General features: G+C 64.7%; 21 protein-coding genes and 1 riboswitch. Of the genes, 1 reads left to right on the top strand and 20 read right to left on the bottom strand.

Features of this window, described 5'->3' with window-relative positions; genetic code table 11:
• Positions 1-4 precede the first annotated feature (4 nt).
• Complete coding sequence (locus F7R26_RS00435; RefSeq protein WP_150985406.1) at positions 5-1486, bottom strand: M81 family metallopeptidase; 1482 nt, start codon at positions 1484-1486, stop codon at positions 5-7.
• A gap of 247 nt (positions 1487-1733) precedes the next feature.
• On the opposite strand from F7R26_RS00435, the gene F7R26_RS00430 reads away from it, so the two are divergent.
• Entirely contained in the window at positions 1734-2228 is a 495-nt protein-coding gene (locus tag F7R26_RS00430) for a hypothetical protein (protein WP_150985405.1), read from the top strand.
• Between the two features lie 51 nt (positions 2229-2279).
• Here the strand turns inward: F7R26_RS00430 and F7R26_RS00425 are convergent, their stop codons facing one another.
• The 19 genes from F7R26_RS00425 to F7R26_RS00335 form a co-directional block, all read right to left on the bottom strand.
• Positions 2280-2615: a nucleotide pyrophosphohydrolase gene (locus F7R26_RS00425; protein ID WP_150985404.1), complete on the bottom strand. Its 336-nt coding sequence runs from the start codon at positions 2613-2615 to the stop codon at positions 2280-2282.
• 92 nt (positions 2616-2707) lie between these two features.
• Positions 2708-3979: a DUF445 domain-containing protein gene (locus tag F7R26_RS00420; RefSeq protein ID WP_150985403.1), complete on the bottom strand. Its 1272-nt coding sequence runs from the start codon at positions 3977-3979 to the stop codon at positions 2708-2710.
• A 142-nt stretch (positions 3980-4121) separates the two neighbouring features.
• Entirely contained in the window at positions 4122-5246 is a 1125-nt protein-coding gene (locus F7R26_RS00415) for an ADP-ribosylglycohydrolase family protein (RefSeq protein WP_206702500.1), read from the bottom strand.
• Positions 5247-5274: 28 nt separating this feature from the next.
• Positions 5275-5380: riboswitch (SAM-I-IV-variant riboswitch) on the bottom strand.
• Positions 5381-5535: 155 nt separating this feature from the next.
• On the bottom strand, positions 5536-6120 hold the full coding sequence (locus tag F7R26_RS00410; RefSeq protein WP_150985461.1) for a helix-turn-helix domain-containing protein: 585 nt from the start codon (positions 6118-6120) through the stop codon (positions 5536-5538).
• Between the two features lie 96 nt (positions 6121-6216).
• Positions 6217-7509: a M20 family metallo-hydrolase gene (locus F7R26_RS00405; RefSeq protein WP_150985401.1), complete on the bottom strand. Its 1293-nt coding sequence runs from the start codon at positions 7507-7509 to the stop codon at positions 6217-6219.
• A gap of 40 nt (positions 7510-7549) precedes the next feature.
• Positions 7550-8839 (bottom strand): amidase, encoded by a 1290-nt coding sequence (locus F7R26_RS00400; protein ID WP_150985400.1) that lies wholly within the window; start codon positions 8837-8839, stop codon positions 7550-7552.
• A gap of 12 nt (positions 8840-8851) precedes the next feature.
• Complete coding sequence (locus F7R26_RS00395) at positions 8852-9577, bottom strand: ABC transporter ATP-binding protein (protein ID WP_150985399.1); 726 nt, start codon at positions 9575-9577, stop codon at positions 8852-8854.
• The gene (locus F7R26_RS00390; RefSeq protein ID WP_150985398.1) at positions 9574-10359 is read right to left on the bottom strand and encodes an ABC transporter ATP-binding protein; all 786 of its coding nucleotides are present in this window, start codon (positions 10357-10359) and stop codon (positions 9574-9576) included. The genes F7R26_RS00395 and F7R26_RS00390 overlap by 4 nt, the downstream gene beginning before the upstream one ends.
• Positions 10356-11486 carry a branched-chain amino acid ABC transporter permease gene (locus F7R26_RS00385; RefSeq protein ID WP_150985460.1) on the bottom strand — a complete coding sequence of 377 codons (1131 nt, stop codon included), beginning with the start codon at positions 11484-11486 and terminating at the stop codon, positions 10356-10358. Before F7R26_RS00385 ends, F7R26_RS00390 begins: the two co-directional genes overlap by 4 nt.
• Positions 11487-11553: 67 nt before the next feature.
• A complete protein-coding gene (locus tag F7R26_RS00380; protein WP_150985397.1) occupies positions 11554-12483 on the bottom strand; it encodes a branched-chain amino acid ABC transporter permease in 930 nt (309 codons plus the stop codon).
• Positions 12484-12608: 125 nt separating this feature from the next.
• On the bottom strand, positions 12609-13784 hold the full coding sequence (locus F7R26_RS00375) for a branched-chain amino acid ABC transporter substrate-binding protein (protein ID WP_150985396.1): 1176 nt from the start codon (positions 13782-13784) through the stop codon (positions 12609-12611).
• 385 nt (positions 13785-14169) lie between these two features.
• Positions 14170-15015, bottom strand: a complete 846-nt coding sequence (locus F7R26_RS00370) for a hypothetical protein (RefSeq protein WP_170301834.1) — start codon at positions 15013-15015, stop codon at positions 14170-14172.
• 185 nt (positions 15016-15200) lie between these two features.
• Positions 15201-15491, bottom strand: a complete 291-nt coding sequence (locus tag F7R26_RS00365; protein WP_150985393.1) for a barstar family protein — start codon at positions 15489-15491, stop codon at positions 15201-15203.
• 122 nt (positions 15492-15613) lie between these two features.
• Entirely contained in the window at positions 15614-16063 is a 450-nt protein-coding gene (locus F7R26_RS00360) for a hypothetical protein (RefSeq protein ID WP_150985392.1), read from the bottom strand.
• A 152-nt stretch (positions 16064-16215) separates the two neighbouring features.
• Positions 16216-16755 (bottom strand): hypothetical protein, encoded by a 540-nt coding sequence (locus F7R26_RS00355; RefSeq protein ID WP_170301827.1) that lies wholly within the window; start codon positions 16753-16755, stop codon positions 16216-16218.
• Entirely contained in the window at positions 16756-17208 is a 453-nt protein-coding gene (locus tag F7R26_RS00350) for a hypothetical protein (protein WP_170301826.1), read from the bottom strand.
• 82 nt (positions 17209-17290) lie between these two features.
• Complete coding sequence (locus tag F7R26_RS00345; protein WP_150985390.1) at positions 17291-17926, bottom strand: hypothetical protein; 636 nt, start codon at positions 17924-17926, stop codon at positions 17291-17293.
• Between the two features lie 3 nt (positions 17927-17929).
• Positions 17930-25477 carry a two-partner secretion domain-containing protein gene (locus F7R26_RS00340; RefSeq protein ID WP_150985389.1) on the bottom strand — a complete coding sequence of 2516 codons (7548 nt, stop codon included), beginning with the start codon at positions 25475-25477 and terminating at the stop codon, positions 17930-17932.
• A 78-nt stretch (positions 25478-25555) separates the two neighbouring features.
• Positions 25556-26362 (bottom strand): peptidylprolyl isomerase, encoded by an 807-nt coding sequence (locus tag F7R26_RS00335; RefSeq protein WP_150985388.1) that lies wholly within the window; start codon positions 26360-26362, stop codon positions 25556-25558.
• Positions 26363-26420: the final 58 nt, after the last annotated feature.

Raw genomic sequence — 26420 nt, 5'->3', positions numbered from 1 at the left:
CTGGCTACGCGGCCAAGGTCACGCCCGCGTCCAGCGGATACACCGGCCGCGTCAGGCGCGCAAACGGGAACTGCGCGTAGCGCGAACTCGTCACGCCGCCGCCATCACACTCCACCACCGCCTTTGCGATCGGCACGAACACCGGCCGGCAGTACATGCGCGACTTCAGCAACAGGAAACGCTGCGCCAGCGGATCCACGCCGATATGGGTAAAGATGCCCAGGTCCCAGTGCTCCTGCGGTGTCTCGGTCACCACCACCTGCGCCGCGCCGATATCGAGCAGCACTGTGCGGCCCATGCGGATGCGCGCGCCGGTGTAGGTCGGGCCGCTGATCACGTATTCGCCATTGCTGATGGCGGCCACCCGGCCGGTCAGGGTCAGCGGCGTCGGGTAGATGCCAAGCTGGGTCAGCGGCACCTTGTTGCCCACCGGCAACGTCACGCTGGCATCCACGCCGGCCTCGATCATCGCGGCTACGGCCTGCGGGTCGCATATCGGCCCCACGGCAATGCCGGGCAAGCCTTGCCGCAAGGCCTCGCGCAGGACCTGCATATCGTCGCAGGTGCCGCCCGACATGCAGTTGTCGCCGTGGTCCAGCAACAGCACCGGCCCGCTGCCGCCTTGCGCGGCCAGCTGCGCGGCGCGCGCAATCGATTCCGCCAGCGGCTCGCTCTCATAGACAAAGCCCGCGCGCTCCGCCCAGATCTGCGCAGCAAGCTTGTCGGCCGCTGCCTGCGCCGCAGCCTGGCCGCCGTCGGCCACCACCAGCACGCTCAGGCAAGGCGCCGCGATATCCGCCAGCCCGAAGCCGGCCAGCACCGACACCGCCAGCATGCCGTCGGCCTCGGCCTGCCTGGCCGCCGCCACCGCGCGCTGCATCGCGCCTTCGCCGGTATTGCTGCGCAGTGTGTGCGTGACCATCGGCAGGCGCCGCCAGGCCAGCGCGGGCCGCGCCTTTTGCTGGAGCATGCGCATCAGCAGGCGGCCGGCGTGCTCGCCGGTCTCGTACATGTCCACGTGCGGATAGGTCTTGAAACTGACCGCGATATCCGCGTGATCGATCATGGCCTGCGTGACGTTGCCGTGCAGGTCCAGCGCAACGGCAATCGGCGCATGCGGCAGCACTTCGCGCAGGCGCGCCAGCAACTCACCCTCGCCGTCGTCGCTGTTCTGCGCCACCATGGCGCCGTGCAGGTCGAGCATCACGCCGTCGCACCCGGGCGCCGCCTTCACGATGGCATCGCACAAGGCCGTATACGCATCGGCCGCGACGCGCCCGCTCGGGTTGGCGCTGGCCGTGACCGGCACCACCAGCTCCGCGCCTGCCGCCTCGGCCAGGTCGATAAAGGCACCGATGGCCGTGCGCGTGCCCTTGCTCGCCCGATACGCGTCCTCGCCGTATTGCGGATGAAAGGACGACAGCGGCGTCGCCACCGGCGAGAAGGTATTGGTTTCGTGGTTCAGTCGTGCGATCAGGATCTTCATGGCGGTGCGGGGGCTCCAGCATGGAAGGGGCCGGAAATGTCCGGCCGGAACGGGGGTGGGGACCAGCGATGCGGCATCGGTGCGGCATCGGCGGCCAATGACTGCCATGGACGCGATGCAACGGCCAAAGTCTACCGGCATGTGGCCCGGGATGAAACGGTGAGAAAGAGGGGCACCGGAATTCCATCGCGCGTCATGCAGTCATGACGGACAATATCGCGCCAATCCCAACCTCGGAACAATAACAATGAAGAAGCAACTGCTGCGCCTGGGCGCTATCCTGCTGGCCGTCGGCGGCCCCGCCATCTCCCACGCGGCCAACCTGCCACCGCTAGCCGCCCTGCTCGACTGCAAGGGCGAAGCCAGCGGCGTGGCCGCCTATGTCGATGCCCTGGAAGACGGCGGGCTGCCCGGGTGGAGCAAGAACGATGAACTGAGCGGCTTCGCCTCCGCCGTGTATCGCACCCCCAAGCCCGTCAGCGTGGCCGGCCTGCCCACCTCGGACGTGCGCTTCGGCGACTACCAGCTCGGCAACTACACGGCCTATGGCATCACCAGCGCCACCGATGTCAACGCCGTGGCCAGCCAGCTCGGCCTGCGTGGCGTGGCCGGCCGGGGACTGGCCCGCGAGAGCGCGCGCGGCGCGTGGATCGTGGCCCGCGAGTACAAGGGCCGGGTCGAGCTGGGCTGCGAGTATCCCAATCCGCGGCTTGGCGGGCAGAAGGGTACGCCAGCGCGCTGAAGACTCACCGGCGGCGCCGCTGCCCTGGCGCCGCTCGCGTGCCCCCTTACCTCAATCCGTGCCGCCCGTCTTCGCCGGATACTTCACCGCATTCATCTCCATCTTGGCCTTCACCGCCGCGTTCAGGTCAACATCGAGCGCGGTCAGCAACTGCGCCAGGTAGATCGTGATGTCCGCCAGCTCCTGCTCCACGTGCGCACGCTCGTCCGTGGACATGACGGCGCGCGCCTCCTCCTCCGTCTTCCACTGGAAAATCTCAACCAGCTCGGCCACTTCCACGCTCAGCGCCATGGCCAGGTTCTTGGGGCTGTGATACTTGCCCCAGCCGCGGGCCTCGCCAAATGCGGCGGCCGCTTGCTGGAGCGTCTTGATGTCGATCAGGGTCATAATGGTTCACTGCGAAAAATAAGCACCGCGCCTATTGAACCACGAATGCAAGCCGGACGACCTGGTCAATGGCGCGAAGATCCTGCTGGCGCCTAGCGGCCGAGCCACGCCGGCAACTGCGCGATCAGGTACAGCGCCGCACCGATCAGCCCGCCGACCACCGTGCCGTTCATGCGGATGTACTGCAGGTCCTTGCCCACGTTCAGCTCGATCTGCCGGGACATATCGCGCGCATCCCAGCTGCGGATGGTGTTGCTGATATGCCGCGTGATGAACTCCGCAAAATCCGGCGCCATGCTGCGCGCCGCATCGCGCAGGTGATCGTTGAGCGATGCGCGCAGGGACGCGTTGCGCGCCAGCTCCGCGCCGATCCACTGGCCCGCCGCCGCCACCTTGCGGTGCGTGGCGGAATCCTCGCGCGCCAGGTCGCGCTTGAACCAATCGCGCCACTCGGCCCAAAGCCCGCCGACATAGGCGTTCAGCGTGCCATCCTGCTTCAGGTGCGCTTTCAGCGCCTCTGCCCTGGCGTGGAACGTGGCATCGTGCTTCAGCCGTTGAATCAAACGCTGCACGGCCGCATCGAAGCGTTTGCGCAGCGCGTGATCGGCATCGCCCTCGATCTGGGTCAGCACACGGCTCAGCGCCGCGGAAATCATGTCAGCGCCATTGCTCCCGATCCACTCGGTGGGAAGTAGCCGCTCCTTCCGGGGGTGATCGCTCTTCAGCCACTCCACGATCCGCTCCGAGATAAAAGCGCGGGCGGGCGGCTCGTTCAGCAAGGCGATCAACTGCGCGATGGTCTCGTCGAGCAGCGCCTGGTGCCGATCGTCCCTGGTCAGGCTGTCGAGGATCGTCGCCGCCGACTCCGACAGATCGACCTTGTCGATCATCGTATCCACCGCCCGCTTCAGCAGCGACTGGATGTTGCGCTCATCCATCACATCCAGCATGCCGCTCGCGAACTTCACCACCACGTCACCGATCTGCCGCGCATTGGCTGGCGACTCCAGCCAGCGGGTGACCACCAGCGCCGGATTGTGCCGCTCGATCAGCGCAACCACGGACTGCACGTCCAGGAACTTCTCCTTCACGAACACCGCCAGGCCATCCGCGATATCGTCCCGCTTGCGGATGATGATGTTGGTGTGGCGCGCAAAGCCCGGCAACGGAATCCGCCGGAACAGCGCCGCCACGGCAAACCAGTCCGCCAGCCCGCCAACCAGCGCCGCCTCCGCCGCCGCCCGCACGCCATCCGTCAAAGGCGCGCGCGGCAGGAACACGGTGGTGACGAAAACGGCAAACGCAAACAGCAGCAAGGCCAATGCCTTGCGCTTTGCGACCCTGAGTTCTTCTTCCTGATGCATGGGATACCGGGCCCTGCTGCTGGGCTTGGAGATGGGAGCGCCATCATAAATCGCATTCCGGACAAGGCAATGTCCGGTCCCGCTATCGGCTATCGGCTATCGGCTATCGGCTATCAAACGCTGCTGCCGTAGCGCGCAACATTCAAAGCCCAGGATACTTCGTCCGGATGCGCCGAACCAGCGCCGCGTCTGCCGGGTCGATGCCCAGGTCCCACTCGGGGAACTCGCTCAGGTCGTCGGCCAGCTCGGTGATCACTTCGCGCAACTCCAAAGGCGCCAGCCACTCCGGCGGAATCGCCTCCGCGCCAAGCAACGTCCCCAGCAGGTTTCCCGTGATGGCGCCCGTGGAATCCGAGTCGCCATCGTGATTCACCGCCAGCACAACCCCATGACGAAAATCACGCGCGACCAGCGCGCAGTAAATGGAGATTGCCAACGCCTCCTCCGCCACCCAGCCCTCGCCCAGGCGCGCGATGGCATCATCAAAGGCCACGCCGGAATCGGCCAGCGCCTGCGCATGCAGGATGGCCAGCAGCGTCTGCTCATGATCCGGCCGCGTGGACAAGCACGCTTTGGCGCTCGACAAAGCATCAGGCAGCGAAGCACCGTCGGCCAGTTCGCGGATCAACACCGCCAGCACGCCGCCCGTCAGCGATCCGCTTGGATGCCCATGGGTCAGCGCGGCCAGCTCCGCTCCCAAGGCAAAGGCATCCTGAGGCGTTCGCTGCCCGGCGCGCCGCCACACAAACAAGCCAGCCGGCGCCACACGCATCACGCCCCCGCAGCCCTTGCTATCGTTGCGCGCGGGTTCTCCCAACTTGAGCATCGCCTCCAGCGCCGACAAACAAGTGTTTCCCGGCGCACGCCGGCTATGCAGTGCCGCCTGCTGGTAAAGCCATCCCGGCTGGCCCGACAGCACATCGCGATGAAACGCCGGCTGGATCCCCTGCGTCAGCAACCAGCGCAGATAAGCGCGCGAGGCCACGCCAGGCACATCGCCGATGCCCCCGCTCGCCTCGCCCACCCACGCCCGCAGTAAGCCCTCCGCCGTGAACAACGTCATCTGCGTGTCATCGGTAATGGTGCCGACGCCACCATAGGCCGGGGCGTAGCCGGTGATGCCGTCCTTGCCAAAGCGCTCGCGGATCTCCGCGAGCGACAGGAACTCCACGGGAGCGCCCAGTGCGTCGCCAACAGCGCCGCCCAGCAGGCAGCCCTGGAAGCGGCTGCGCGTGATCTCGCGATCAAAGACCGAAGCAGAAAACAAAAAACCCTCCGTGCAAGGAGGGTCGACGCATGGCCCGTTTGGTTGCTCCTCAAGGAGCCACATCCGCTTTCGCGATCCACCTTGCCCGGGAAGGCAGGTTGGCTTGGGCGTCGACCCAAATCAGAATGTGGGCGGATTGGAACATGGGGGGTTGGGGGGTGTCAAGGGTGGGGGCGGGGTGGGCCAGTGCCGCGGTCGTGCGCCGCGTCAGCGGACCGATATTGTCCGTCTTGCACCTGTTCAAGGCTGTTTGAGGCGCGTGCTTGCCGAGATACCTGTGAGCAGGCAATCAGAAGGTCGCCGGTGAATTGACCCACAAAACCCGCGCCACGCCGGTGCCGGCGTTACGGTAACCGTGCGGCACGCTGCTCGGGAACGTGAACGCATCGCCCACGCCAACTGTGTAGCTCATGTCGCCCAGCGTCAGCTCAAGCGTGCCTTCAAGCACATAACCGACTTCCTCGCCGACATGCTCGATCTGCCCATCGCTGGCTTCGCCCGGTGCCACGATGTGGATATTGGCCTGCAGAAAACCGCCACGCTTGGCCAGCACAATGCGCTCCAGCGCGATGCCGCCCGCCTTGATGACCGGACGCTCGCCCTGGCGCTTGATGGGGCTTTCGCTGGGGTTGTCCTCGCTCGTCAGCGCGGCGATATTGGTGTCGAGCGCAACCGCGAGCCGGTGCAGCATGGCGAGCGAGGGGGAGGCCAGGCCGCGCTCCAGCTTGGAGATCAGGCTTTCCGAGCAGCCAGCCTTCTGCGCCAGCTGCAGCAGCGTGTAGCCCGACACCAGGCGCGCATGGCGCAACCGCACGCCCAGGCTGGAGGCAGGCGTCTTCTTGTCGTTCGGGTCGCTTTGATCTTCTGAGTCGATCTGGTCAACCGCCAGGGCGCTTTTGGCTTTCAATTCACGTTCCGTGCAAGACAAGTTGAAGATGAAGAACCCAGGAATACCCAGACTGAATCCAGCTTATTGGTTCGCCAGCGCGGCCACGGTATAGGCCAGCGCTTGCGCCCCAAGGAAGAGTTCGTGCGGCGCTGTTTCCTCTGCCGCGTTATGGCTGATCCCGCCTTTGCTGGGCACAAAAATCATGGCCGTGGGGCAATGCTCCGCCAGGTACATGGCATCGTGGAACGCGCCGGATGTGAGGTGCAGCGGCTTGCCCTGCGATGCCTGCTCACTGGCCCGCGCACAGGCCCGCTCTATCAGGTTCAGCATGGCAGCGGGAAAGTGCGTTGGCGGCCGCCGGAAAAAGCACTGGTACGTGATGCCGCCCTGGCGCGGCCGAGCCTGCGCCGTCACGGCATCCAGCATTGCCTCGAAACGCGCCAGCACCGCCTCGTCCACGCAGCGCACATCAATCGTGAATTCTACCTTGCCCGGAATCGTGTTGACGGAGTTGGGGCCGACCTGCCAGCGGCCCAGCGTCAGCCGCAACTGGCTGGCGGCCTCGGCAGCGGCGTAGGCGTACAGCTGGTGGGCAATGCCAACGGCGGTAGCCATGGCATCGCTGCGCTCGTCCATGGGCGTGGTGCCCGCATGCGCCATCACGCCGGTGCATTCCACGCGGTACCACCGCACGCTCTGGATGCCGGTGACCACGCCCAGCGGCACGGCCGCGCGCTCCAGCACCGGGCCCTGCTCGATGTGCAACTCCACGCAGGCCGACATCGGCCGCTGCATCGGGCGGCGCGGCACGTCATCCGTGGCGGCAAGCGCGGCGTCCAGCGCATCGCCGAAGCGGATGTTGGCACCGTCCACCGACGCGCGATACGCGGGCAGGCAAGCCGGATCCACAAACGCGCTCGACCCCATGGCCCCCGGCCCGAAGCGGCTGCCTTCCTCGTTGGTCCATGCCACCACTTCGATCGGGCGCAGCGTCTCGATGCCGGCATCATTGAGGGCCGCGATGACTTCGAGCCCGGCCAGCACGCCGTAGGCGCCGTCCAGCTTGCCCCCGACCGGCTGCGTGTCGGCATGGCTGCCGGTCAGCACGGGCGGAAGATCCGCCTTGCCAGCACGGCGGAAAAACAGGTTGGCGCAATCGTCCGTGCTCACCTCGCAACCCAGCGCGCGCGCCTGCTCGATCAGGTGGCGCCTCGCGGCAAGGTCGATATCGGTCAGCGTTTCACGGGAGACACCGCCATCGTCCCGGCCGCCGAAAGCGGCCAGCGCGGCAATAGCCGCCTGCAAGCGGCCGCTATTGACATGGTCCTGCGCCTGTTCTGCCGCGTGCTGCGCCAGCGGATCTTGTTGAGTCAATGGATTCTCCTCGGATTCAGATCGGTCATCTCACCGCACTTCAAGCCACGCAGCGCTCAAGCGCCTGCGCAGCCGCAAGCACGCGCGCATCGCCCCGGTGCGGGCCGATCAGCGTCACGCCCACCGGCATGCCGTGCGCACCCGTGCCGGTAGGCACATGGACGCACGGATTGCCAAGCAGGGTCCACATGCGGTTGAACATGGGATCGCCCGTCGCGCCCAGGCCAGCCGGGGCCTCGCCCGGCGCGCTCGGTGCGAGCACGATGTCGACGGACGCGAACATCTGCTCGAAGGCCCTGCGTGCAGAACTGGCAAGCGCCTGCGCGGCAAAGAAGCGGCCGCCATCGATGCCACGGCCTGCCGCCAGCAACGCGGCAAAGCCACTGCTGAAACCATCGGGCCGCGCGCGCAATTCCGGCGCGAAAGCGGCTGCGGCTTCGTACGCCATGATGTCGATCTGGGCCTGCGTCAGTTCGTCGAATTCCGCGGGCAGCATCAGGTCGCTCAACACGGCGCCATGGCCTTCGAGCAAGCGCGCGGCCGTATCCAGCGCACGCCGGCTGTCATCACCCGCGCGCTCCCAATGCGGCGTGCGGCAAATGCCAACGCGCAACGCCATCGCCTGCCCGGTCTGCGGCGGCGTGAGCGGCAGGCGCGCCATCGCGCCGATGAAGAAGGCAGCATCGTCGACGCAGCGCGCCAGCACGCCCACGGTATCCAGGCTGGGCGCGAGCGACTTGATGCCGGCCGACGGCAGCGTGCCAAAGGTCGGCTTGTAGCCGACCACACCGCAATAGGCAGCAGGACGGATGATGGAGCCGGCGGTCTGCGTGCCGAAGGCGATCGGCACCATGCCGGCAGCCACCGCCGCCGCCGATCCGCTGGACGAGCCACCCGGTGTACGCGGGGCATCGGCGGGGGCGCGCGGGTTGCGCGTGGGCCCCGGCTGGAAAGTGGCGAACTCCGTGGTCACGGTCTTGCCCATGACCACCGCACCCGCGGCGCGCGCCATTGCCACGCAGGCGGCATCCATGACGGGCCGATGCCCGGCGTAGATCGGCGAGCCATACGTGGTGGGCATGTCGGCGGTGTCCATCAGGTCCTTCACGCCGATAGGCAAGCCGTGCAGCGCGCCTAAGGCAGGCCCCGCATCCAGCAACCGCGCCTGCTGCAATGCCTGCGCCCCATCGAAATGCTGCCAGGCCAGAATGCCGGCCTCGGCGTCATCGATGCGCTCGATGTATGCGCGTACCAATGCCTGCGCGCTGAGCTCGCGCCGCGCCATGCGTGCCGCCAGCTCGCGCGCCGGCAGTGCCAGGAAATCGTTCATGCCTGTTCTCCGTCAGCCGAAATACGCCGAGCGCACCTCGTCGTTGCTGGCCAGCGCTTCGGCCGTGCCTTGGGCCACCACGCGGCCTTGAGACAGCACGTAGCCGTAATGTGAAATGGCCAGCGTCTGCCGTGCGTTCTGCTCGACCAGCAGCACGGTGATGCCCAGTGCGTTGATCTGCTTGATGACCTTGAAGTTCTCTTTCACATACAGCGGCGACAGCCCGAGCGACGGCTCATCGATCACCAGCAGCTTCGGCTCCGCCATCAATCCCCGGCCGATCGACACCATCGCCTGCTCACCGCCCGACATCGTCCCCGCCAGTTGCGCCGCCCGCTCCTTCAGGCGCGGAAAGATATCGTAGACCTTGGCCAGCCGATCGCGCACCCGCGCCGCATCGGTCTCCAGGTACGCACCCAGCGCCAGGTTCTCCGCCACCGTCATGCGCGGAAAGATCTTGCGCCCCTCCGGGATGCAAGCGATCCCGGTAGCGATGATGTTGTGCGTCTTCTCGCCAGCCAGGTCCTTGCCATCCCACAAGACCTGGCCCTGGCGCGGCGGCGTGAGGCCGAGGATGGCGCGAATCAGGGTGCTCTTGCCCGCGCCATTGGCGCCGAGGATGCAGGTGATCTTGCCAGGGGCCACGTCGATGGAAACGTCATGCAGCACGTTGACCTTGTCATACCCGGTGGTGAGCCCTTTCACGCTGAGCGTGCCGGGGGAATCGAGCGTGCTCATGCGGCTTCCTCTCCAAGGTAGGCGGTCTGCACATTGGCGTCGTCGGTGATTTCCGTGTAGGTGCCCTCGGCGATCTTCTTGCCATAGTTCAGCACCACGCAGCGGTCGGTAATGCGCTCGATCACGTTCATCTCGTGCTCGATCAGCACCACCGACAAGTTCGGCAGCTTGCCGCGCACATCCAGGATATCGCTCATCAGCGCATGCGTTTCATCATGCGTCATGCCGGCAGAAGGCTCATCGAGCAACAGCAGGCGCGGCTGGCTCATCAGCGCGCGGCACACCTCGATGCGGCGGCGGTCAATCATGGTGAAGGTCTCCACGGGCTCGAACAGCCGCGCCACCAACGGCGGGCTGAAGATATTCAGCAGCCCCTTTACCTTCTCCACATAGGCGTCGTACTCGGCGCGAAACGCCTTGCGCCGGAACAGGTTGAACACCAGCCCGTGCTGCATGTGCTGGTAGTCGCCTATGACGATGTTGTCGAACACCGTGAGCGGCAAGGACAAGCGCGAGCGCTGGAAGGTCCGCGCCACGCCGCTGCGGTAGATGTCCTGCGGCGTCTTGCCGATGACGTTCTCGCCGTTGTAGGTGATGGTGCCGCTGCTAGCCTTGTACAGGCCGGTCAGCACATTGAAGAAGGTCGTCTTGCCCGAACCGTTAGGGCCGAGCAGACCAAGGATCTCGCCCTCGCGGATTGTCATGTCCAGGCTATCCAGGGCGGTCAGGCCGCCGAAGCGCATGGTCAGTCCCCTGACTTCAATCATGGTCTTGTCACTCATCGCGAAGTCTCCCGGCCAAAGAACAAGCGCGTCTTGCGCGGCAGCAGCCCATCGGGGCGGAACAGCAGGATGGCGATCACCAGCGCCGCATAGAAGAGGAAACGGTACTCCTGGATGAACTGCAGCTTCTCAGGCAGCACCAGCACGATGATGGCCGCCGGAATCAGGCCAATCGCATTGCCCAGCCCGCCCAGGATCACGATCGACAGCATCAGCAGCGAATCCGAGAACGTGAAGTTGTTCGGCGCCACGAAGCCGGTGATCATCCCGTACATGCTGCCCGCGATACCCGCGAAGAAATTGCCCAGCATGAAGGCCACAACCTTCCAGCGCGCTATATGCAAGCCGAAGGTGGCGGCGGCCGTCTCGTCCGTGCGCACCACGTCCATGCTCAAGCCCACCCACGAGCGCTCCAGCGCCTTTACCGTCGCAAAGACACCGGCGCAGATGCCGAGGCTGATCAAGGCATAGCTCACGTAGAACGACACGTCGACACCCGCCACCGTAAAGCCATCGTTCAGCGCGTAGCCAAAGACGGTCATGCCCGGCACCTGCAGGCCTTGCGGCCCGCCCAGCACATCGTTGACCTCGATGAACGTCTTGAACAGGATGCCGAAGGCGATGGTCACCAAGGCCGCATAGTGCCCACGCGTGCGCAACACCGGCGTGATCAGCATCGAGCCGACCAGCGCCGCGATCACGCCCGAGATGACGATGATCAACAAGTGCGGAATGCCGGTGTGCATGGCCATCACGGCAGTGGCATAGCTACCGATGCCAAAGAACGCCGCGCCCGCGAAGTTGGCCACGCCGGAGAAGCCAAACTGCAGCGTCAGGCCGAGGCATGCCGTGGTGTAAAGCAGCACGGAGCAGATCATCAGCAGCGCGAAGTGCGCATCGTAGAACGCGGCGATCAGCGCCAACGTGCCGCCCACCGCCCACAAGCGGGCCAGGCCCGGACGGCTGACGCCGGCCTCCTCGAGCGCGCGGTTGGCGCCCAGCTTCCGGCCGGCAATGACCGCCACGATGGCAACGGCCAGCAAGATGGCCACGCTGAGCTGCGACTCCGCATGCAGGAACAACCACATGTAGACGGTCAGCGCGATGCAGGCCAGCGCCAGCACCACAGCGGGATTGCGCGTGCCTGATGTGTGACGCTTCGGGGTGTTGATGGTGCTCAAGGTGTTCATGGTGTCAGACCCGCTCACTGGATTTTTCTGCGATCAGGCCGGTCGGCTTCCAGGCCATCAGCACGATGACAACGGCAAAAGCGAAAACGTCCTTGTACGCGCTCGGGATATCCGGAATCAGCGCAGGCAATGTGGCGCTGCCAAGCACCTGCAGCGCGGCAAACAGAAACCCGCCGAGGATGGCGCCGTAGATGTTCCCCAGCCCGCCGAGAATGGCCGCGGCAAAGCCGATCACGCCAAGCAACAGCCCCACATTAAAGTTGATCTCGTTGTAGTACAGCCCGTTCATCACGCCCGCCAGCGCCGCCATGCCCGAGCCCAGCGCGAACGTCAGCAGCACCACCGCCTCGAAGTTGATGCCCATCAGCCGCGCCGTTTCGCCATTCTGCGCCACCGCGCGGATCGCCATGCCGAAACGGGTACGCGTAATCAGCAGATGCACGCCGACGATGATGGCGATGCCGGTCCCCAGCAGGATCAGGTTATCGGCACGCAGCGACAAGCTGCCCAGCTCGATGGAAGCCGTTGGCAGCAGCGCCGGGAACGGCTTGGGGTTGGAGCCATCGGGATAGAACAGCCGCACGGATTCGCGCATCACCGTGCCCAGCATCAGCGTGGCCAGCAATGTATTGAGCGGTGCCGCCTTGCGCAGCGGCAGGATCAGGAATTTAGCAATCGCCGCGCCCAGCAGGCCGGTCACGCAGATCGCGCACAGCACCACCGCCAGCAAGCGGATCCAGGGCGACTGGATGTCGAGCATCAGCACGCCAGTGGACGCCGCCAGGCCAGCAAACGCGCCGACCATCAGCGTATCGCCGTGCGAGAACTTGATCACATCCAGCACGCCGAAAAACAGCGTAAATCCCACGGCGACCATGGCATAGATCATGCCGAGCATCAAACCGTTGAATACGTATTGGCCAATCACACTCATCGAGTTCCCCCCATCCAGACAAGAAGCCAGACGCCACGCGCAGTCGGCCACGGGCCGCCGCGCCTTGCGGTCGCGGGCCCGTGGATTCGTGGGATCGTGCTTTTCTGGTTTAACGCGTCAGTGATTTACAAGCCGGCGAGCTTCTTCTTGCCCTTGCCGTAGGTGCTGTCCTCCCAGATCACCCACTTGCCATCCTCGACCACATACTTGGTAACCAGCGGCACGATGTTCTGGCGATGGTCGTCGAACGTCACCTTGCCGATGATGGTGTCGGCATCCTTGGTCGCATTGAGCGTGTCGCGCACCTTCTTGCGATCCGGCCCCACCTTCTCCACCGCATCCATGATCAGGTTGGCCGCGGCAAACGCAAACGGACCGTACGCCTCAGGCGGATCGCTGTACTTCTGCTGCGAGTACTTGCCCGCGAAGAACAAGCCGCCGGGCAGCTTCTCCCACGGCGCGCCCTCGATAAAGGCCAGCGAGCCCTCGGCCTGCTCCTTGCCCGTACCCTGGATATACGCATCGGACTTGATGCCCGACGTCCCCTCGAACTGTGCCTTGATGCCCAGCTTCTCCATCTGCGTGCGGATGCGCACGCCCAGCGGCGTGAGGCCACCAAAGTAGACAACGTCCGGCTTCAGCTCGCGAATCTTGGTCAGTTCCGTCGTGAAATCCTGCTGGTCAGCCGTCACGCCGAACGTACCCAGCACCGTGCCGCCATCCTTCTTCAGAAACTCGCTGAAGTACTTGTTATGGCCTTTGCCGTAATCGGTGGTGTCATGGATGATCGCCCACTTCTTGTAGCCCAGGCCCGTCATGAACTTCGCCGCAACCTCGCTCTGGTTGATCATCGTGCCGTTGACGCGATGGATCTCCTTGAAGTTATTGCCGTAAGTGACATCCGGCAACACCGCGCCCCACACCACGGCCGGCATGCCAAAGCGGTTGTACACGCCAACCGTGCCCATCGCCACGGCCGAACAGAAATGCGTCACCCCCGCCACGATGCTCTTGTCGGCAGCGATCTTGGTCGCCACCTGCACGCCCACGTTAGGGCGGCACTCATCATCCTGCGTGACCAGCTCATAGGTGTACTTCGACTTCGGGTCAGCATTGCGCAAGCGAACCGCCAGGTCGGCGGAGTTGCGCCCGCCCAGGCCGATGGACGACACGCCGCCAGTCAGCGGGCCCACGAAGGCAATCTTGACGACATCCTTGGCAGCAGCCGGCGCGGACATCCCGGCCAACCCGGCCGAGGCCAGCAACAAGGCAGCGGCAACTACGGTGTTCTTCTTGCGCACTCTCATCCCCTTCGACACGTGGACAAACGGTTGGTATTCAAGTAACTCGAGCAAAACTACGCGTGACTTTCTTTAAATTCAAGTCACTTGAATTCTGCGATGCAACAACCGTGCCAGTGAATTTGGGGCTACCCAGGGATGGAAAACGCCGCAATGGTGGCCGAAAACGCCCATGGCAGGCGGCAAGTACGTGCGCACGGCACGGTTCTGGTGCGCTGCCGCACCAGAAGTATGGAAAGTTGGGGAACGCGGGGATGTCGGTGCCGCGCGAAGGGGCGGCCAAGCCTGGCCGTTGCATCACGACCCACCACACGTAGACCAATCGGAGCACTAAAGCCGCATTGTCGCCACAGGCGTCGCCGGCGATGGCGCCGCCGGACCACAGCTATTGCCTGGACACTGCCCTTCGGGGAATGTCGACCTGTCCGAAGGAGCGATATTCCATCACCCCGTCGCGCACAACGATCAACGCACCAATCAATGCGACGGAATCCGCAGGCATGCAGGCCGCGTCGAGCATGAGGCGCGCTGCGATGGCCGCCCCCGGGCGCAGCGTAAGTAGCTGCGTCGGGAGATCCGTGCCAGCGGTAATCGGCAAATCTGCAGAGCTGAGATCTCTGCAAAGCCCGGTGTGCAGGTCCTTGCCTGATAGTGCAATCTCTAATACGTCGGTGCCAGGGTTGGATAAGGACACACGGAGATAGCCGGGATCGTCGTCATCAACGGCCTCCAACGCACCGACAGAGATTTTGACGGGCGTCTGCAGCGCCTCAGATGGCCAGTGGCTCACAACATCGCCAGCAAGCGCTTGCGTTAATGCATCGATTTGTCGGCGCATACCCGCTTGCCACTCCAGCATCGCAGGCGTCCCACAGCCATTCGTCATGTTCAGCAGCGTCTGAATGTCTTTGCCGAGGATAGATTGCCACGCGGAACTCTTAATCAGCTCCTCCGCATATCGTCGGGCGGAGAACCTATGGGACGGGGCAACCGCCTGATCGATGCGATCGAGTCGCCAACGCTCATCGGGCCCCCCCGGACATTCGCTTTGGATCCTTTGCAGGATAGTCCAGCTTCGCACAACCGCCATCGCGCCGTCAGGCTGGCCGGATGCCGCATTGGCACGCGGGATTCCTTGCGTGCCACCCAGCATTGCGGCTACCACCAACAGATTGGAAAGGCGCTTGAATTGCCTCTTCGTCGAAGGCAGGAAATGATCCGTCCAATACATAATGCACAATCTCCAGTCGCAATTTGATATGCCGGCCGATTGGCGAGCCAAATGCCGGAGGGCCGGAATAGCAGCCAGGCCCCTGGCCGTTTAGGCGAAGGTCCGGTTGGATCGCCGCGCCGAACATGGAGGCCGAGCGTAAGAAGTACATGTAACAAAATTGAGATGATCAGTATTTTCTCGCCCTAAAAATCGATCTTATAAGTAAATTTTTCAACCCAACCGAATCCCTCATCCTGCATTTTCACTCTCTCCAGGATGTTTAAAATATCAAAATACGATTTACCCATGATTTTTTTTGAGACACCTGCATTGACCCATCTTAAAAAAATGGGCCTCCCCACACCTGAACTAAGCAGGTCCCATAACGCGTCCGTATTGAAGCCGTAGGATGACTCAACTCCAAGGATGGAAGCTAGTTCTCGATGAAAATCCACCTCGCTTCTCACCACCTCGCCATTTATCTGAATATTCATTGCGCACCTTACAGCCATCCCCCGCCGCCACGGCGGCTCCACGCCGAGCCGTGTGGCCCTAAATCCAGGGAAAATCGCTCCCTCTCACACACAGGATTGCCCGTCCGGTCACGTCGTGGTGTTCACTTGCCCGGCGCTTCGCAAGTCTTCAGAAACCTGGCGTCTACCGGACGCTTAAGAGCAACGCCATCAGGCCCGCCTGCCTCGACCTTGGAAACGGTCAATTGGCACGCGCTGCCCGTCCAGTGAAGCACCGCCTCATAGTCTGCCCCGGACTCCGGGCTCCACAATGCGGCAACACGACATTGATATGAATTCTGAACGTTGGCGCCTATGACAAATGTGTCGAGCAGGAAAGGCCTGCCAGCATGAATGTAGGCTTCCGAGAAACGCTGGCTAGCCTGGGCGTCATTGCCGGGAATCCCAAGGCTAGCGTTGTAGTGAACCAATGGGTTGTCAAACAGAGCGATACGCTGCTCGCCAAGCTCCACGCCCTGCTTGATACAGTCTCCCGCCGGCATGTTGGAAAAAGTGTGGAAGCTTGTGCTTGCCGACGGACCCGTCTTCACCATCCGTATCCTGGCACGGTCGCCCGACGTGGGCTCCGGATATCTCGTTACGCAGGCGGTCAGGACGAGTGCGCAAGCGCTCAAAATCAAGGTTCTCATCATTCCTGGCATGGAGGTTGGCTTTCACTCATATCAATGTTGCTCATTTCGCGAAGTTAGCGCTCGGCCACCGCCCGGGGCCGCAGCATGAACGGCACGCGGTTGTCCGGGCCTGCTCCAGGCTTGAGCTCATAAGCGAGCAGTCCGCATCGTCCATTGCCGCCAATCGACGTCCCTTGCAGCAGAACGACGAGCTCGTAATCGTGCCCCGCTTCGGGTGTCATCACTGCCGCCGCGCGACACACAAGACTGCCGTCAAGCGTGGCCGCAAACATTATCGAGAGCGGCTGTCCCGCGCTCACGTAGCGCTCGAGCACGGGCATGTTGGTATCCTGATCTGTCGAGGCCGGCATGCCGATGCGGTCGCTTTCCTTCGGGGTCTTGCCGATCCCTGCCCATCCCTTCGAAAAGACGGCAAGCAACTGCTGCTTGGGTTCATTGTCCTGCTCGACGGTCCCAAGAATGATGGCGGGATAGCTGGTGGTGACCTGGCTGGGTGCGGTGGCAGTGGCAGTGGCAGTGGCAGTGGCAGTGGCAGTGGCAGTGGCAGTGGCAGTGGCAGTGGCAGCGTGGCGTATCGGGCCGCCAGACCACAACTATTGCCTGGACACTGCCTTTCGGGGAATGTCGACCTGTCCGAAGGAGCGATATTCCATCACCCCGTCGCGGACAACAATCAACGCACCAACCAGCGCGGCGGAATCTGCAGGCATGCAGGCCGCATCGAGCACGAGGCGCGCTGCGATGGCCGCACCCGGGCGCAGCGTAAGTAGCTGCGTCGGGAGATCCGTGCCAGCGGTAATCGGCAGATCTGCAGAGCTGATATCCCTGCAGAGCCCGGTGTGCAGGTCCTTGCCTGATAGCGCAATCTCTAATACATCGGTGCCAGGGTTGGATATGGACACACGGAGATAGCCGGGATCGTCGTCATCAACGGCCTCCAGCGCACCGACAGAGATTTTGACGGGCGTCTGCCGCGCTTCAGATGGCCAGTGGCTCACAACATCGCCAGCAAGTGCTTGTGTTAATGCATCGATTTGTCGGCGCATAGGCGTTACGGCTGTCCATCTTTTACCTGTGACCGCTCTGTTCTAGTATGCAGCATCCAGTTCAATCCTGACCGCGATTTTCTTATCCTGCCATATCGCGTTGTCGTCCGTAGTTTTTCACTAACCCCTGACGCCAAGCTGGCACCAGTTGATCGAAAGGAAAGACCGGATAACACCCGCCATCAATTAACTCGTCTATCGGCTTAGCCCACAGTCGCTTCAGAGGTTTCTCGAATCTCCCGATACCGTCAATTCCACGCAACCCAATAACCGCTACATCGTTGCTTTTCTCGCAATAGATGCACCACTCGCCAACATCAGATGTACAAGCGTACCTATCAACCCTGTAAAGCCAACCACTCGCAGGACCGCCGTCGCGTAACTTGTCGTCGTACGCGACTCCACTGATCATCTCGCCCAAGAAGATCGCCGCAATGTAGTCAAACTCGAACCTCTCGGTCTTGTCAAGGTTGAGTAGGCACGCGGTATGAGCCCGTTCGACACTCAGGAGTTCACGCACAATTTCCGGGAAGTCTGACGCGAAAACGTGGTCGGACTGGAAGAATAGAAAATCGCTCCAGGTTCCAAAATAAACACGGTCGGGTAGCATCCTATCGAAATCCAGTGCCTTCACGACGTTATCAAACGCCTGCTGCCGATAAACAGGATCCCCTTCGCTCAGACTCATACGTCCCTCGTCAATAGTGTCGTCAAACATCGGTTACTGCCCTTTGAGCGTGAACTTGCTCGATGCACCACCCGGTCCGAAGTACTGAGCACCAGCGGTACCCGTGCTTGAGCGAGTGTATATCGTATAGGTGGAGGACCCGTTGCTCAATACCGTGAACGCCCCATTCTTCCCTGTACCTTGGCTGGTAATGCTGTATCCGTTCGAAATCAGGGTCGACTGAAACTGCGCTGCGGTTACGTCTGTCTGAACATTCAGGAATTTGCTTCCCTGGGAAGTAACCGATGTATCAAACGCAGAGGTTGCCCCTGATGTCGCACTGTTTGGAGCATTGCTGCTGCCCCCGAGCAACTCAGACGCTTTGCTGACGCCGTCCTGCACGGCAGCCATCACCGTCAGGCCGAGACAGGGCACGACTGCCGCGCCGCAGCCCGGGTTGCCCAGGATCGTGGGGCCTTGCGGGCTTCCTGCTGGAGTGCCCGTCAGCGTTGCACCTTGCGGGCCATTGTTAGGTGTCGTGATGACCTTCCCGTCATTGGCCGCTTCCAGCGGGTTGGTCAGCGGGTCGGTCTTCTGCGGCCCGTTGTTCGGTGTCCCGATCGGGTCATTTGTGACCACTGGTATCGCCACCATCACTACACCAAACGGCGTCGGGATGGGGGTCGTCACCATGTGCACGCCTACCGCGTTGTTGACCGCCTCGTTCTGCGCGGCACGCGCCGCATCGAACGGATTTGCGCCAACAAGCCCGGCCGCCCCGGCTCCGCCAAGCATCGACAGCGCAGCCACTACCGCGTTGTAATTTGGGTTGGTATAGCTCGTGACCGTAGTCTGCGTGCCATCCGCGTTGTACTGCACGCGAGTGGTGGCTCCATCCGATCCATATAGACCATCGCGCACCAAGGGGGCGATCAGAGCGCTAGCGGCCGCACCAACGGCACCGCCTGCACAATCGCCTCCCGTAGCTGCTGCCGCCGCACAACCCAGCGCACTATGCGCCAGTACGTTGGCCACCTCGCTGCCCGGGGTTGCACCGGTGGATCCGATGCCAGGCAACTCGGTGCCAATACTATTGGCACCCAACGCCCCCGCCTGCGCCACCAGACTGCCCTTGAGCGCACTCCCAAAGCTGCCCCCGTTGAGCACCGTGCTAACCCCGGCATTGATCAAGCCCGTGCCAACGAAGCCCACGGCTTGCTGTGCCAGCGTGCCGGTCGCGCCGTTCTGGGCCGCCTGCATTACGCCACCGACGCTGTTCGTGCCCGCCAGGTTTGCCAGGGTATTCGTTCCCTCCAGGGACTTCCCCCATTCACTCACCCCGAAGCTGCTGCCGTCAAAGGTGATGCCCTTGGTCAAGCCCGCCGTGATCGCGCCAATCGCGCCGGCCGTCGCCAGCTTCCCGAAGTTCAACCCTTGGCCGGACGCGAGTTGGGTGAAAGCGCTACTGGCCATGCTGGAGAGGGCGGCCACGATCATCGCCTGCGCCAGCGTCATCTGCGCCAAGGCCACGCCCATGACCGCCGCAGCAGCCCCCGCTGTCACGATCGAGATGGCAACAGCCGCCACCATCATCACAATCTGACCTAGCGGTCCGAACCCCTTCTTCTCCTGAATAAACCGCGTATGAATATCGTCAGCGACCGTGCCTTCGGTGTAGTTCAACCCGAGGTTGGCCTTCAGCTGGTTCACCAGCGCCACGGTTGCGGCCTCGTCGACCGTGCCGTCGGCGTTGCGGATCAGGAACGCGTTGTTGACCGCGTGGATGCTGTCGGCCTCGATGTTCATGCGCATGGCGCTCATGAACCCGCCGGGCTGCACCACGGTGCCGGTGATCACGTTCCAGCCGCCCTGGGCCTTGTAGGCCGAGGTGCCGATGTCCACCACGTTGGGGCCGGCGTCGATGCTGCCGGCTTTCACGTTGAGCGTGTCGGCTGCGGTGATGGCGCCGCTGTTGCGCAGCTGGCCGGCGATGTCCAGGCTCACCTTGTCGCCGGCGATGGTGCCGCCGGTGGGCTTGGTCAGCGCTTGTGCGTAGCCCTCGGGCAGGTACACCTGCGGCACGAGCGCGTTCACGGTGGGGCATGCCGTGCTGGCGACCGTGTTGCAGTTCGGGTCGGGTACGGCTTGCTGCACGTACCAGAGCAGGGGCTTGTCGAGTTCGTTGACCTGCGTCTGCGTCAGCGCCGTGCCCAGCGCGATGTTGTGCGCCTTGGCGTAGTCCGCCGCGTTCTTGTAGAGGCTGAGCTTTTCCTGGTCGGTGACCGAGAGCTGGTTCTGGCTGTCCCAGGCCAGGCCACTCACGAAGCTGGCTTGGCCGGTCTGTTGCAGCGCGGCTTGCTGGAGCCTTTGTCCTTCGGTGTAGGGGTCGTAGTAGAAGCTGACCTTGCCCGGGCGCAGGTCGGCGGGCAGCTGCGCGAGCAGGCTGTCGGGCGTGACGCCGGCCAGCACGGCGGTGGCCGGGCTGTTGTTCAGGTATTGCGCGCGGTCTGTGGGGCCGTTGGGCGCGGTGACCGGGTTGAACTGCCAGGGGGTGGTCGGGTTGTTCACCGGCGTGGCGGCCGGTACCGCGCCGGCGGGGGCTGCCACGGGGCCCAGCGGGATGACTTGCTGCGCGCCGGTTGCGGGCGGCGTGGGTTGCGTGGGGCTGGTGTAGCCGTTTACCAGCGCGGCGCTGGTGACGTCGACCTGGCTGCCCATCAGGTTGCCGGTGTTGAGCACCTGGCCGCCGGCCTTCACCGACAGCGCATTGCTGGCCTGAATGCCGGATTCCAGGCTGCCGAGCGTGGCGCGCCCGCCGGTGTCGTGCCAGCGGTCGCCGCCGCTGCGGTCTTCCTGCCAGCGCCCGACCCAGTCGGCGTTGAGCGGGATGCTGTTGTTGTCGATGCTGCCGGCCATGCCGACCGTGACGTTGCGCCCGCTGGTGATGAGCGCGCCCTTGTTGGTCAGGTTCGTGCCGGACAGCTGGACGTCGCGCGCGGCGGAGATGACGCCGGCCGGGCCGGCGGCGGCGTCCTCGTTCGCCGCGCACTGGCTGTTGCCGTAGGTGCCACCGGGATTGCAGCCGCCGGCGTAAGGCGGGTTCTGGCCGCCGTAGCTCTTGTACAGCCGCGCGGTATCCATGGTGGTGTTGACCAGCGTCGGCGCGGTGATCGATACATCGCCGGTCAGTGACTGAATGGCGCCGGAGCGGTTGGTCACGCTGCTGGTGGCGTTCAGGGTGATATCGCCCTGCGCGGCCAGCGTTGCGCTCAGGTTCTGGATGTTGGCCGCGCTGATCGTGAGCGTCTGGCCAGCGGCCACCGTGCTGGGCGTCTGCTGCCAGGCAAGGGAATCCACGCGGGGATTGCTGTCGTCCGGGCAGTCCGGCGCGCCGGCCACGCAGCCGGGCGTTGTGGTGATCTTGCTGTCGTAGACGCCCTTGTTGGTGAACGTGCCCGGCGTCTTGATGGCGACCTTGCCCGCCGCGGCCAGGTCGCCGGCATTGGTCAGGTCGCCGGTGCCGGTGAGAGTCAGGTTGCCGCCGGCGGTGATCTGGCCGGCTTTGCCGAGCTGGGTGCTAATGGTCGATTGGGAGGGCACGGCAGGTCGCCCATCGGTTTGCAGCGCGACCTCTGACCACGGCCGGTTGTTGCCGCTGCAGTTATCACTGTTGCACGGCGTGGCGCCAAACCCATAGACGAGCGGGGCGAGTTCGCTGACGCCACCTTGCGGCTTCAGCAACGCCTTCATTCCTGCGAGGAAGGCCGACAACTCGCCCTGATTCACTGTGTCGGTGACGCTATTGACGATCGAGGCCGAGCGGCCGTTGTCCAGGCTGCCGACGTTGAGCGTGACGTCCTTGCCCGCGGAGATCGTGCCGCCCTTGTTGGAGAGCGCAGCCGCGGTGATATCGAGGTTGCCCCTGGCAATAATCTGGCCGGCGGTGCCGTCTGCCTGCTTGACTTCAACGCGGTCGACCGTGGGCACACCGCCCACGCTGGTCGCATTGCCTCCTGGAGATATCGGGTTGCCGCTGGCCGGGACCAGATGCCAGAGATAGACGGGATTGGTGACCTGGTAGACGGGGTCATACACCGTCTCAGGGGAATTGACGACCAGCACGCCACCATCGGCAGTGCGCTGGACATTGCCAAACGTCACAGGCAGAGGCTTGCCCGGCACCCAGGACTGGCAGCCGTCAGCGCAATCCGCAATGAGCTCCCACGTAGCGTATTTGCCGATCTGGGTGGCATTGAGCAACGCACTATTGCTGACCTTGGTGATGGAGCTGCCCGCATCCACCGGCGCGGTGCGGTCGTTGATGACCGCGCCCGCGGCGATATGCAAATTGCCGTTGGCGCCGATCACGCTGCCGATGTTGTTGAGCGTGCCGGAGATATCGACCTTGATGTCGCCGCCGGCCTGGGTGGTGCCGCCACGATTGTCGTAGTCGCCGCCGGTGACGGTCAGGTTGCCCAGGGCCTCGGCGGTGCCCCGGTTGGCCACGTTGCCGCCCAGCGCCAGGTTGCCGTTGGCGTGCAGGGTGCCGGTGTTCGTCAAGGCGCCAGCGGACAGCGAGAGATGGCTGCCGCTGACGATCTGCCCGGCATTGGTGAGCGTGCCGCCGGTGGCCAGGGTCAGGTCGCCGGATTTCTGGATCGTGCCGGTGTTGGTGATGCCCTGGCTGGCGTTGAGCACCACGTTGCCGCCCGGCACGTTCCACGTGCCGGTGTTGTTGATGGCCAGCGCGGCGAGGGTCAGGGTGGCGTTGGCGTTCAGCGTGCCGGCGGTGGCCGCCGATGGGTCGAACACCTGGTTCGGCGTGTTCACGCTCAGGTTGTTGCCCGCCAGGATCTGGCCCGCCGCGTTGTTGAAGCTCCCGTTGCCGCCCGTGATGCTCAGCGTCAGGTCGCCTGTCGTGGCCGCTTGTCCGGTGAGGTCGCCGGCGAAGAGGGTGCCGCCCTGGTTGCTGGCGAGCGCGCCGCTGGTGACGGTGAGATGCTTGGCGCCTGTGATCAGGCCCTGGGCATTGTCCAGGGCATTCGCCGCCGTGACGTTGACGGTCTGGCCGCCGACAGTGCCGCGGTTGGTCAGACTGGAGGCAATCAGGCTGACCTGGTTGCCAGCGAGCGTCCCGGCGTTGCTCACCGCACCGCCGCTGACCGTGAGCTGCTGCGTGGCGATCGCCGCCCCGCTGTTGGCAATGGACTGGCCGCCCAGCGTCATATTGGCGGCCGTGGTGTCGCCGGTCAGGGCGAGGCTGCGCGTGGCGGACGCATCGAGCGTGCCGGTGACGGCATTGCCCCCGGTTGTGCCGGAACCCGCCGCCGAGCCGACCTGGATATCCGTGCCGCGCAGGGTGGCATTGCCGCCCACCCAGGTGAGTTGCCCCGCCTTGAGCGTCTGCCCGGCCGTGGCCGCCAGATCGCCGCCGGTCAGCACGCTGCCGCCCAGGGTGAGGTTCTGTCCCGCATTCACGGTGGCGCTGCCCACGCTGGAGAGCGTGCCGCTCACCGTGGCCGAGCCTGCCGCGGCCTGGATCGTGGCGTTGCCGCCGCTGGCCACGCTGCCGGCCACGTTGGCGTTCTGGCCCGCCGCGATGGCGGCGTCGCCATCGCTGGTCAGCGCGCCGTTGATCGCGGCGCTGCCGGCGGTGGCGGTAATGGTGGCCTTGCCCGCGCTCTGGGCCTGGCCGCCCACCGTGACGTTCTGCGCGGCGGTGAGGGAGAGGCTGGCATTGCTGCCGATCTGCCCGCTGGTGGTGATGCTCCCGCTGCGGGCTGTGACGCCAACCCGGCCGGTGGCGAGCACCTGGCCGCCAAGATTGGCATCGGTGCCTGCGGTAACGGCAAGCGTGCCGGGCGACACGACATTGCCGGTGGTGGTGACATTGCCGGTGACGCCGGTGAGCGACACATTGCCGCCGGTGCTGCCCGCCATGCCGTGGATGGTGAGATGGCGTTGGGTGGACAGGTCCAGATCGGCGGCTGAGACCGCGCTGCCGTCGATGGTGGTGTCGCGCGCCGCGTTGAGCTGGATCGTGCCCGGCGCGCTGACATCGCCGCGCAAATGGATATCGCCACGGCCATCGTTGCCCGCCGCCGAGATGGCGATCTGCGATCCACGGACCGCGCCGCCCACATCCACGCTGCCGCCGGCGGCCAGGGTGACGGCGTTCTGCGCCTGGATGCCACCGGCACCGTGGATCGAGCCACCTGCCGACACCGCCACGGCCTTGCCCGCGTTCAGCGTGCCGCCCAGTGTGGCGTCCTGCCCGGCGTTGAGGGTGTATCCGGCCTCGCTGTGGCCATCGCCCGATGCCACCACGGCGCCGGCGGCGTTGAGCGCGACCGCCTGCTTGGCGTAGGTGCTGCCAACCTTCAGGTTGCCGGCGGAGTCCAGCGTCAGGTTGCTGGCCGACGCGGCAAGATTGCCATCGGCGCGCACGCCCAGGCCCGCGGCGGTGCTCACGATCTGGATCTGGCCGGCGGTCATGGCACCGAACGCGGTGGCGTCGATCGCCAGGCCGCCGGCGGCACTGGTATTGCTGGCCGCGTTGTTTGCGCCGGTCGCCGTGGTGGCAAAGGCCCCGCCGGATGGCGTAGCAGGGGACACGGCTGCGGGCGTGACCAACTGGCGCCCGGCCACCAGGTTGATCTGGTTGCCCGCGTAGAGCGCGGCATCGACGCCGATCGACTCGGCAATCAGGTTGATATTGCCGACCGTGCCCTCGATGCCCACGCCGTTGGGGTTCCCCGGCGACGGGTTGGCGATCTGTACGCGCCCGCCCTGCACGAGGAAGCCGGCGGCGGTGGCGGCATCGAAACTGGTGGCTGTCCCGGTGCCCGACAGGAACTGCGGCACGCCGGTGGTGAGCGTGACCTGGGTGGTGTTGGTAAAGCTCGCACCACGGGTATAGACCCCGCCGGGCGCGGCAATCACAACCCCGGCCGGGGCGCCGAACACTTCGATGGTGCCGTTGACCTGGGCGGGCGTCTGGCTGGTGACCTGGTTGATGATCAGGCCAGCCGGGCCAGAGGTGGCCAGGTTGGTGTTGGCGCCCACCTGGCCACCGAGGAACGTGCCGCCGCCGGTGGTGCTGTTATTGAGGATCAGGCCGATCGGATCGACCACGAATGCGCGGTACTGGTTGAGCGAGATACCCGCCGCGTTGGGCGTGGTGATGCCCACCACGGGCACGCCGCCCGCCGGCGCACCCGGTCCGCCGGTGGTGCCGATCGACGGGGAGAAACGCACCGGCGCGTTCGGGTCGGTGACCGGCGCGGCATGGGCCGCCGCAGGGCCAAAGCTGGCCGTCACCGGCAGGTGCGCGACCGCCCAGCGCATCAGGCTTTGCCGCGCGGCGCCGGACTGGATCGCAACACTGGCCGGATCCGAGGCGCCCGCCGCCAACACCCCTGCCGCCTGCCTGGCTTGCTGCAAGGACACCTGCAGCGGCGCAATCCAGGTCGTGAAGGCCACCACGCCAGCCAGCGCACGCACCCACCAGCGGCGACGGCCACGCTCGGCCATCGAGAGGCCGGGCGACGGATCGGGCTGTGCGTTGTCCTGAGGCAGAGCGGCTTGTTTCACGCGGTACATGGTGCTTCCTGGCAGTGCGTCGAGCTGGATGTCTTGGGGCGGGTTGCGTAGCAGGGCGGGCAGCCTTTGCGGGCCGCCTTACTGCGTGATCTTTGCCTTGCCCAGCAACTGCGTGACCAGCGTGGTCGTGGCCCGCTCAAGTTCCTGCGCCTGCAGCGCTTGCTGGATGCCGGGCTTGACGGTGTCATAGGCCGGGACACGGGTCGCGCGCACTTCGTCAACCTTGACCAGGAAGCGGCGGTTGTTCCAGGCCACGGGGGTGGCGCTCACCGCGCCAGCGGGCAGGGTGGACAGCGCCTGCGCAAGCGGCAAAGGCAGGTTCTGGGTCTGGCCTTCCTGCGCCGGCACCTTGAAGCTGAGCCAGTCCATCGCGCCACCGCTGGCCCTGGACGGCGCGAGGCTCACCTGCTGCGCCACCTTGGCGAAATCCTCGCCGCCCTGGATGCGTGCGAGCGCGGCGGCGGCCGCGGCATCGTCGGCAAGCTCGATGAGGCGGCCCTTGTATTCCTTGTCGCCCAGGCTTGCCACGATGGCGTTGTAGCGCGCGCGCACCTGCTCCTCGGTGACCGGTGCGGGCTTGATATGGTCCTTGAGCCAGGCCTGGGTCAGGATGGCGTCCTTCGCCTCGCGCAGGGCCTGCTGCACATCGGGCCGCGCTTCCAGCCCCTTGGCCCTGGCCGCCTCCTGGCGAAACAGCTCACGCGCGATCAGCTGCTGCTTGATGGCGTTGCGCGTTGCGTCGTTGTCGGGGAGTTGTGCCTGCTGCATGGCGCGGGTGATCTGGTCATCGGGGATGGCCACGCCGTTGACCGAAGCGGCAAAGACAGGTTGCAGGCTGAAGGCCAATGCGGTGGTAGCGATAAGGCGAAAGATCCGGGATTGCATGTTGGTTTCCTTTGACATCGGGTATCGGAGTTCTGTGTTCTGTGTTCAGGCAGGCCGC

The organism is Cupriavidus basilensis (genome assembly GCF_008801925.2).
Classification (GTDB): Bacteria; Pseudomonadota; Gammaproteobacteria; order Burkholderiales; family Burkholderiaceae; genus Cupriavidus; species Cupriavidus basilensis.
Note: the sequence above shows the minus strand (reverse complement) of the source record. Positions and strands in the feature narration are given on the sequence as shown.